Origin of the sequence: Bacillus sp. JJ722 (genome assembly GCF_036963345.1) — a bacterium.
Classification (GTDB): Bacteria; Bacillota; Bacilli; order Bacillales; family DSM-1321; genus Bacillus_AD.
Window position 1 is genome coordinate 1 of sequence record NZ_JBALMO010000423.1, and the last position, 1192, is coordinate 1192.

Here is a 1192-nt window from a genome sequence, read left to right on the forward strand (position 1 = left end):
AAAATTATTTAATAATACAATGCCAATTCAGTTGGTTGTATCGACTGAGAAAAAATTGAAGGGTTTTGATGTGGCTATTTCATATTTACATAGTTCAAATGATAAGGATTTTTATGGTGGATGCAATGAATTTGTTCTAAAAAAAGTAGCTACAAAGAAAAAAATCGCTTATATACACTGTGATTATTTAAACTATGGTGGTAAAACAACGAAAAATAACAGAATATATAAAAAATTCAAAACGATAGCTGCTGTTTCAGTTGGTTGTAAAGATAGGTTTATCCAGTCAATTCCTGATCTAACCTCAAAAACCTTGTGTGTAAAAAATTGTCAAAATTATAATGAAATAATAAAAAAAGCAAATGTATCACCGATTGTATATAATTCTAATAGTTTTAATATTGTTACAGTTTCTCGTTTAAGTAGAGAAAAAGGTATAGTTAGAACTATGGATATTATTGCTAAGCTTATAAAGAAAAATTATAAAATATGTTGGCATATTATTGGTGAAGGAGAACAAAAAAAGACAATTGAAGAATTAATTGAATTTCATTCACTAGAAGGAAAGGTTATTCTATATGGCAATCAGAATAATCCATATAGATATATGATAAACGCAGAATTATTCCTTTTACCTTCATATCATGAAGCTGCGCCGATGGTTTTTGATGAAGCGAAGATCTTAGGATTACCAATTCTTGCAACTAAAACTATTTCGACAAAAGAAATGATTATTGATGCCAATGCAGGGTGGGTTTGTGAAAATTCAACTGAAGGAATTCAAACGAAATTAGAATATATTTTAAATCATTTAAATGAACTAGAAGACATTAGAGAAAAGCTTAAACTACATAAATCTAATAATGAACAAGCATTAAAGCAATTTGATCATATGTTGGAAAGGGTTATATTGAATGGTTGAAAATTACGAAAAAAAAAGCAAAAACATATTATTATTTTCTTTATTAGCTGTGTTTGTTTTATCATTCGGGCATGCATTTAGTAATAAAGGGATAATATTATTTGCACTTATAGGATTTGCAACCATAGTATTACTAAACCCAAAAGAAAACTTTCTTTATATTATGTTATTCTTTCTGCCGTGGTCACCAATTATGAAGTTTTCTTTTGGAAGTCTTTCGTTTTATACTATTATCGTTCCAGTTTTTTTTGTAACTTTACTATTATCAAT

General features: G+C 27.5%; 2 protein-coding genes. Both read left to right on the forward strand.

The features are described from left to right. A partial coding sequence (locus V7014_RS27025; protein WP_335512202.1) for a glycosyltransferase occupies nt 1-922 on the forward strand: 922 nt, incomplete at its 5' end. Beyond that, the coding region (locus V7014_RS27030; RefSeq protein WP_335512205.1) for a hypothetical protein at nt 915-1192 on the forward strand (278 nt) is incomplete at its 3' end. The genes V7014_RS27025 and V7014_RS27030, both read left to right, overlap by 8 nt.